At 72.4% G+C, this 8,188-nt stretch carries 7 protein-coding genes; all 7 read left to right on the forward strand.

Going from position 1 to position 8,188, the window contains the following annotated elements:
• Nucleotides 1-28: 28 nt before the first annotated feature.
• The 7 genes from argB to CC117_RS08970 all read left to right on the forward strand — a co-directional run bounded on the left by argB (nt 29) and on the right by CC117_RS08970 (nt 7,602).
• Nucleotides 29-994, forward strand: coding sequence for an acetylglutamate kinase (argB, locus tag CC117_RS08940; RefSeq protein ID WP_071083299.1), 966 nt, complete (start codon nt 29-31; stop codon nt 992-994).
• Nucleotides 991-2,220 (forward strand): acetylornithine transaminase, encoded by a 1,230-nt coding sequence (locus CC117_RS08945; RefSeq protein ID WP_071083265.1) that lies wholly within the window; start codon nt 991-993, stop codon nt 2,218-2,220. The genes argB and CC117_RS08945 overlap by 4 nt, the downstream gene beginning before the upstream one ends.
• A complete protein-coding gene (argF, locus tag CC117_RS08950) occupies nt 2,217-3,170 on the forward strand; it encodes an ornithine carbamoyltransferase (protein ID WP_071083266.1) in 954 nt (317 codons plus the stop codon). Before CC117_RS08945 ends, argF begins: the two co-directional genes overlap by 4 nt.
• Nucleotides 3,167-3,820, forward strand: coding sequence for an arginine repressor (gene argR, locus CC117_RS08955; protein WP_071083267.1), 654 nt, complete (start codon nt 3,167-3,169; stop codon nt 3,818-3,820). Before argF ends, argR begins: the two co-directional genes overlap by 4 nt.
• 163 nt (nt 3,821-3,983) lie before the next feature.
• Complete coding sequence (locus tag CC117_RS08960; protein ID WP_071083268.1) at nt 3,984-5,186, forward strand: argininosuccinate synthase; 1,203 nt, start codon at nt 3,984-3,986, stop codon at nt 5,184-5,186.
• A 59-nt stretch (nt 5,187-5,245) separates the two neighbouring features.
• On the forward strand, nt 5,246-6,796 hold the full coding sequence (gene argH, locus CC117_RS08965) for an argininosuccinate lyase (RefSeq protein WP_116287742.1): 1,551 nt from the start codon (nt 5,246-5,248) through the stop codon (nt 6,794-6,796).
• Nucleotides 6,781-7,602 carry a DNA-3-methyladenine glycosylase gene (locus tag CC117_RS08970; protein ID WP_084131778.1) on the forward strand — a complete coding sequence of 274 codons (822 nt, stop codon included), beginning with the start codon at nt 6,781-6,783 and terminating at the stop codon, nt 7,600-7,602. Before argH ends, CC117_RS08970 begins: the two co-directional genes overlap by 16 nt.
• Nucleotides 7,603-8,188 lie beyond the last annotated feature (586 nt).

An 8,188-nucleotide genomic window follows, 5' to 3' on the forward strand; every position in this document is an offset into this window, starting at 1 on the left:
GGGTTCCCCGGCGACCGGGACCGTCCCGATGACCCGTGGTGCGGCGGCGCGGGCCCGCGGGCACGCCGCCCTGACCAAGACGACCGTGCTGATCGAGGCGCTTCCCTGGCTGTCCCGCTTCCACGGCGCGACCATGGTGATCAAGTACGGCGGGAACGCGATGACCCGCCCGGAGCTGCGGGAGGCCTTCGCGGCGGACATCGTCTTCCTGCGCTACGCCGGGATCCGGGTCGTGGTCGTGCACGGCGGCGGCCCTCAGATCACCGCACATCTCGAGCGGCTGGGCGTCGCCTCGACCTTCGTCGGCGGTCTCCGCGTGACCACGCCGGAGACCATGGACGTGGTCCGGATGGTGCTCGTCGGCCAGGTCAACCGGGACGTTGTCGGGTTGATCAACAACCACGGCCCGTTCGCTGTCGGCCTGTCGGGTGAGGACGCGAACCTGTTCACTGCCCGCCGCCGGCCCGCGCTGGTGAACGGCGAGGAGGTGGACGTCGGCCTCGTCGGCGACGTGGTCAGGGTCCAGCCGGAGACCGTGAACGCCCTGCTCGACTCGGGCAAGGTGCCGGTCGTCGCCTCGGTGGCACGCGGTCTGGACGGCGGCGTCTACAACGTCAACGCGGACACCGCGGCCGCGGTGCTGGCCCTGGCGCTGGGCGCGACGAAGCTCGTCGTGCTCACCGACGTCGAGGGTCTCTACGCGGACTGGCCGGCGAGCGACGAAGTGATCAGCGAGCTGACCGTCGGCGAGCTGGAGCGGCTCCTGCCGTCCCTCTCATCGGGCATGATCCCGAAGATGGAGGCCTGCCTGCGCGCCGTCGCGGGCGGCGTGCCGCAGGCCCATGTGCTCGACGGGCGGGTCCCCCACGCGGTGCTGCTGGAGGTCTTCACCGACGAGGGCATCGGCACCCTGATCCGACCCGACCGGCCGGCCGGGCAGCCGTCAGGCGCCGGCGGCCCGGGAGCGGCGGACATCATCGGAGGAGAATCGTGAACGCCGACYTGCTCGACCGTCGCGACGCCGTCGTCATGGCCACCTACGGCCGCCCGTCGATCGCGCTGACCCGTGGGGCCGGCGCCCATGTGTGGGACGCTGACGGTCGGGAGTACGTCGACCTGATCGCGGGCGTCGCGGTGAGCGTTCTCGGCCACTGTCATCCGGCGGTGCGGGCCGCGGTCGTCGCCCAGCTCGACACCCTGGGCCACACGTCGAACCTGTACGTGAACACTCCCCAGGTCCTGTTGGCCGAGCGGCTGATCGAGCTGCTCGGCGTCGACGGGCGAGCCTTCTYCTGCAACTCGGGCGCCGAGGCGAACGAGACCGCCATCAAGATCAGCCGTCGGACCGGCCGGTCCGAGATCATCGCGGCCGAGGGTGCCTTCCACGGCCGGACCATGGGTGCCCTGTCGATCACCGGCCAGGCCGGGAAGCGGGCGCCCTTCGAGCCGCTGCTGCCCGGCGTGCGATTCGTGCCGTACGGGGATGCACAGGCTTTGGCCGAGGCGGTCAGCGAGCGCACCGCGGCGGTCTTCCTGGAGCCCACGTTGGGTGAGGCCGGCGTGGTCCCGCCACCGGCCGGATATCTCGCCGCGGCCCGTGCCGCCTGTGACGCGCATGGAGCGTTGCTGGTGTTCGACGAGGTCCAGAGCGGCATCGGGCGCACCGGCGCCTGGTTCGCGCACCAGACCGCCGGTGTCGTGCCGGATGTGATCACCCTTGCCAAGGGGCTGGGTGGCGGGCTGCCGATCGGTGTCTGCATCGGCATCGGGCCGGCCGGTCACCTGCTACGCCCCGGCGACCACGGCAGCACCTTCGGGGGCGGTCCGGTCGTGTGCGCTGCCGCCCTCGCCGTTCTGGACACGATCGCCGCCGAGGGCCTGCTCGACCACGCGGTCGCTCTGGGTGGGACGCTGCGGGACGGGATCCTCACCGCCGGTGCCCCCGGCGTCACCGGGGTCCGCGGCTCCGGGCTGTGGCTCGCGATCGAGCTGGGCGGCCCGTACGCCGGCGAGCTGGAGGCTRCTGCACGCGATGCGGGTTTCCTGGTGAACGCGGTCTCCGCGGACTCGGTACGGCTCGCACCGCCCCTGGTGCTCACCACCGCGGACGTCGACGCCTTCGTCTCAGCACTGCCGGGTCTCACCGCGCAGGTCCTGGCAGCTCGGGCCGGCGACGAAGACGGTGGTAAGCAGGGCAGAAGCTCTAAGGTCAGCGCATGACGGCTCGACACTTCCTGCTCGACACGGACCTGACCTCGTCCGAGCAGGCCGCCCTGCTCGACCTCGCCGACCAGCTCAAGGCGACGCGCCGCCAGCGCGGGTCGGGCCCGCGCCCCCTCGACGGCCGGTCGGTGGCACTGATCTTCGAGAAGCCGTCCACCCGGACCAGGCTTTCGTTCGACGTGGCGGTCGCCGAGCTTGGYGGCCACCCGATCGTGATCGACTCCGCCTCGACCCAGCTGGGGCGCGGGGAGACGATCGAGGACACGGCCGCGGTGCTGAGCCGCTATGTCGACGCCATCGTGATCCGGACCTTCGAGCAGAGTCGAGTCGAGCGGATGGCGGCCGCGGCCACCGTGCCGGTCGTCAACGCACTGTCCGACCACGCCCACCCCTGCCAGGCACTGGCCGATCTGCAGACCATCCGTGAACTGCGCGGCCGGCTCGCCGGCCTGACCCTTGCCTATCTCGGCGACGGCAACAACGTCGCGCACTCGCTGATGCTCGCGGGTGCCCTCGCCGGCATGCGTGTCCATGTCGCCTCGCCGCCCGGCTACGAGCCGATCGGCCAGGTGGTTCGGCAGGCGAACGAGATCGGCGCGGTCACCGGCGGCGAGGCGCTGGTGATGCACGACGCGCACGAGGCTGCCGCCGACGCCGACGTGCTCTACACCGACGTCTGGGCCTCGATGGGCCAGGACGGCGAGTCCGAGACCCGGGCGCTGGTCTTCCAGCCGTACCGCCTCGACGAGAAGGCCGTCGACGCGGCCCGGCCGGACGCGATCGTCATGCACTGCCTCCCCGCCCATCGCGACGTCGAGATCTCCGCCGGCGTGCTCGACGGCCCCCGTTCGGTGGTCTTCGACCAGGCGGAGAACCGGCTCCACGCCCAGAAGGCGCTGCTGTCGTTCCTGCTCGGCGAGTCCGCGGCAGGTGTCGGGTCCCGATGACCATCCGCGCGGCCGCCCCGCTGACGAAACACGCCCGGCAGGCGCGTCTCGCGGCGCTGATCGCAGCCGGGTCGGTACGTTCACAGGCGGAGCTGGCGCGTCTGCTCTCCGCGGAGGGCGTGCAGGTCACCCAGGCCACCCTGTCCCGGGATCTGGAGGACATCGGCGCCACCAAGGTTCGTGGGCCCGAAGGCGTGCTCATCTACACGGTGGACGTCAACCTGGCACCGGCGGAGACCGTGCGCATCCCACTGGCCAGACTCTGCGAGGAGCTCCTGGTCTCGGCGGAGGCCAACGGCGACCTCGTCGTGCTGCGCACCCCGCCGGGGGCCGCCCAGCTGTTCGCCTCCGCCCTCGACCGAGCCGCCCTGCCGGAGGTGATGGGGACGATCGCCGGCGACGACACGATCCTGGTCGTCTGTCGGGCGGTGCACGGCCCGCACGGCCCGTCGGCGGGCCCGCAGTTCGCCGGACGGCTGCTGTCGCTGGCCGACGGCCGGGCCCGGGACACGGCGGCCGCCGTGTCGGCCACGCTGCCCGCGTCGGTGGGCCGGTGGCGTCTCGGTGGCACCTCGCCCCCGGCCGGAGACGACGAGACCACGGCGGCAGACAGGGGCGAGACCGGAGACGGGGCCGCGGACGAGCACTGAGCGCCCGGGGGTCGATCCGGGGGGTCCGGCCACGAGGGCACGAGGCCGGTCACGGGGGGCCGGCGACGAGGGCTGGCCATGAGGGCCAGGCATGAGGCACCGAGCCCGAACGCGGGCATGAACCACATGAGCGTATGAACTGCGTGAACTAAGGAGAGACCCTGTGACCGAACGCGTCGTGCTTGCCTACTCGGGCGGCCTCGACACGTCCGTGGCCATCGGCTGGATCGGAGCCGAGACGGGCGCCGAGGTGATCGCCCTGGCCGTCGACGTTGGCCAGGGCGGAGAGGACCTGGAGGCGATCCGCCAACGGGCATTCACCTGTGGCGCCGTCGAATCCATCGTCGTCGACGCCCGGGAGGAGTACGCGGCCGACTTCGTCGCGCCGGCCATCCGGTCGAACGCGCTGTACATGGACCGCTACCCGCTCATCTCCTCGCTGTCCCGGCCGATCATCGTGAAGCATCTCGTCGAGGCTGCCCGGCAGCACGGCGCGGACGCGATCGCCCACGGCTGCACCGGCAAGGGCAACGACCAGGTCCGCTTCGAGGTCGGCGTGATGGCGCTGGCCCCCGGCCTGCGCGTGCTCGCCCCGGTGCGGGACTCCGGGATGACCCGGGACAAGGCGATCGCCTTCGCGGAGGAGCGCGGCCTGCCGATCGACGTCTCCAAGAAGTCGCCCTACTCGATCGACCAGAACCTGTGGGGCCGCACCGCCGAGTGCGGCATCCTCGAGGACCCGTGGGCGCAGCCGCCGGAGGACGTCTTCGTCTACACCGCGGACCCGACGGTGGCGCGCCCCGCGGACGAGGTCACGATCTCGTTCACCGACGGCCTCCCGACCGGCCTCGACGGGCGCCCGCTGTCTCTCGTCGAGCTCGTCGCCGAGCTCAACAGGCGGGGCGGGGCTCAGGGCGTCGGCCGGATCGACATGATCGAGGACCGGCTGGTCGGGATCAAGAGTCGTGAGATCTACGAGTGCCCGGCCGCGATCACGCTGCTGACCGCGCACCGGGACCTGGAGGACCTCACGCTGGAGCGGGACATCGCCCGCTTCAAGCGTGGCGTCGACCAGCGCTGGGCCGAGATCGTCTACGACGGCCTGTGGTACTCCCCGCTGCGGGCGGCCCTGGATGCGTTCGAGGACTCGTCCAGCGTCGGTGTCACCGGCGACGTGCGCATCCGCCTCGCCGGCGGAGTCGCGCAGGTGGTCGGGCGCCGCAGCCCCGGCAGCCTCTACGACCACGCGCTGGCCACCTACGACGCGGGCGACCAGTTCGACCAGAGTGACGCCCGCGGGTTCATCGAGCTGTGGGGACTGCCCACGAAGGTCTGGGCGGCCAGAGAGCAGCGGCTGCAGCCATGACGTCGACCGGGTCGGTGGCGGCGGAGGACCGTCCGTCGTCCGACAAGGAGCAGGTACAGATGGATTCCAGGCAGGCCCAGGACGAGGCGGGTCAGCAGCCGGGCGCCACCGGCGCAACCGCGGCGCCGGGTGCCACCGGGGCCGCGGAGCCGGACCGTGAGCGGGACGAGCTCGACTCCGGCATCGGGTCCGCCGGCGCCGACGGGGCGCCGCCGTTGCGGCTGTGGGGTGGCCGGTTCGCCGGCGGCCCGGCCGAGGCGCTGGCCCGGCTGTCCGTCAGTGTGYAGTTCGACTGGCGGCTGGCCCCGTACGACCTGCTCGCCTCGCGTTCCCACGCCCGGGTGCTGCACCGCGCCGGGCTGCTTGACGCGGGCGAGCTCACCGCCATGCTCGGCGCGCTCGACGACCTGTCGGAGGCGGTCACCCAGGGCCGCTTCCGGCCGACCATCGAGGACGAGGACGTCCACACCGCCCTCGAACGGGGTCTGCTGGAACGGCTCGGCGCGCTCGGTGGCAAGCTGCGCGCCGGGCGGAGCCGTAACGACCAGGTCGCCACCGACCTGCGGCTGTACCTGCGCGACCACGCGCGGCAGGTCGCGGCGCGGCTCACCGAGCTGTCGACCGCGCTTGTCGTCCTGGCGGAGCAGCACGTCGACACCCCGGCACCGGGCATGACACACCTGCAGCACGCCCAGCCGATCTCGTTCGCCCACCAGCTCCTGGCCCACGTGCACGCCTTCGCCCGGGATACCGAGCGGCTGCGGGACTGGGACCGGCGGGCGTCGGTGAGCGCGCTGGGCGCCGGCGCCCTCGCCGGCTCGTCGCTGCCGCTCGACCCGGCCGGGGTGGCCGCTGAGCTCGGCTTCGACCGGGCGTTCGCGAACTCCCTGGACGCGGTCTCGGACCGCGACTTCGCGGCAGAGTTCCTCTTCGTCGCCGCCCTGGCGGGAGTGCACCTGTCCCGTCTCGGCGAGGAGATCGTCCTGTGGACGACCCGAGAGTTCGGCTGGGTCGAGCTCGACGACGCCTTCGCCACCGGCAGCTCGATCATGCCGCAGAAGAAGAACCCGGACATCGCGGAACTGGCCAGGGGCAAGTCCGGGCGGCTCATCGGGGCGCTCACCGGGTTGCTGACGACACTCAAGGGCCTGCCGCTGGCGTACGACCGCGACCTGCAGGAGGACAAGGAGCCGGTCTTCGACGCCGTCGACACCCTCCTGGTCGTGCTGCCCGCGATGACCGGGATGGTCGCGACGATGCGGGTGCGCCGGGATCGGTTGGAGGCAGCCGCGCCAGACGGCTTCGCCCTCGCCACCGACGTCGCCGAGTACCTGGTCCGCAACGGGGTGGCGTTCCGAGAGGCGCACGAGGCGGTCGGCCAGCTGGTCGCCTGGTGCGTGGCGCACGAGGCGGACCTCGACGAGGTGTCCGACGACGACCTCGTCGTGATCAGCCCGCTGYTCACGCCGGACGTGCGGACCGTGCTCTCGGTGCGTGGCGCGCTGGAGGCCCGTTCCGCGCCGGGCGGGACGGCCCCGGAACGGGTCCGTGAGCAGATCCAGGCGCTGGGGCCGGTGCTGGACCGGGACCGGGCATGGGCGGGGAGCTGAGCGCCTCCCCTCCGGACCATCCTCGGGGGCCGCATGCCGACGGCAGCGGCCCCGCCGGGCCCGCCGCTGGGCCCGGCACCCACGGCGGACCGCTGTCCGCCGCCCCGCCTCCGGGCGGGCTGCTGGACCGACACTTCTACGACCGGCCCGTGCTGGCCGTCGCCCGTGATCTTCTCGGGGTGACGGTTCGGCACGGGCCGGTCGCGTTGCGGGTCACCGAGGTGGAGGCCTACGGCGGGACCGACGACCCGGCCTCGCATGCGCGCCGCGGCCCGACGCCGCGCAGCCGCGTGATGTTCGGCCCGCCGGGACATGCCTACGTCTACTTCGTGTACGGCATGCACTGGTGTTTCAACGTCGTGTGCGGCCCGGAGGGCACGGCCGCGGCGGTTCTGATCCGGGCGGGGAGTGTCTGCCCGCCCCGGCCGGAGCGGGACATCACCGGCCTCGATGCGCCGGCCCGGTCGGGGTCTGCTGGCCGCGTGGACCTGCCGGGTGCGGCCGGCCCCGGGGCTCCCAGGATCGAGCCGAACGTGGACGGCCCGCCGCCGTCCGGCCCCGGGCTGCCCGGGTGGGCCAGTGGTCCGGGCCGCTTCGCGCGGGCTCTCGGCGTCGACGGCGGGTACACCGGCGCGGATCTGACGGGCCCGGGGCCGCTATCCATCCACCGGGGCACGCCGATCGACGACACTGCGGTCGGGCACGGACCACGGGTGGGTATCCGCGTCGGGACCGACCTTCCCTACCGCCTGTGGCTGCTGGGCGAAGCCTCGGTCAGCAGAGCCCGGTCCGTCCGTCCGCGGTAGCGCCGACCCAGCCCTGAGCATCCCGGCGAGGGGCGATGCGCGACTGCCCGGACGGTGGCCGGCGATCTGGACCTCGATGGGACCCGCGGGCTCCGCTGCCTGGCGGTGGGGTGGGAGCCGACCGGCGATGGGGAGGGCCCGGAGCACCGCTCGGCCTTGCCTGGCCACTTCGGGCGACGGGCCGCTGGCCTGCGCGGACGCCAACTACAGATCCGCTCATCTGTTCGAGCGCAGAACCTCAAGCCTCCCATATCAGACAGCCTCGTCAAGCTCTCTCTGCGTTGCTGTGACATAGGTCACACTATCTAGGACCCGATTGATTTGACGGCCCCCGTCATCCACCCGTAATGTTCTGTCTGTCAGCGAGACACGGCAGACACCGAACAGGGTGGCTCCACTCGGGACGYGGGCCTAGCCGGAAGGTGAGGCCCACCGGGCCGGATCGCCCTCCCCGCAGGGGAGGTTCGCGATGAACCGGACCGATTGAGGCAAATCGCCTGGATACGGCGTCTCGCGGCGCGGTTCCAGAACGCATCTGCTCCTTGAGAACTCAACAGCGTACCGAATAGTCAGTGCCATATTTTTT

It is taken from the genome of Parafrankia colletiae, from assembly GCF_001854655.1.
Lineage (GTDB): Bacteria > Actinomycetota > Actinomycetes > Frankiales > Frankiaceae > Parafrankia > Parafrankia colletiae.

What these genes read in the sequence shown, in the direction of transcription:
- argB (WP_071083299.1), top strand. Translation starts at nt 29, where the DNA reads ATGACCCGTGGTGCGGCGGCGCGGGCCCGCGGGCACGCCGCCCTGACC.
- argR (WP_071083267.1), top strand. Translation starts at nt 3,167, where the DNA reads ATGACCATCCGCGCGGCCGCCCCGCTGACGAAACACGCCCGGCAGGCG.
- CC117_RS08970 (WP_084131778.1), top strand. Translation starts at nt 6,781, where the DNA reads ATGGGCGGGGAGCTGAGCGCCTCCCCTCCGGACCATCCTCGGGGGCCG.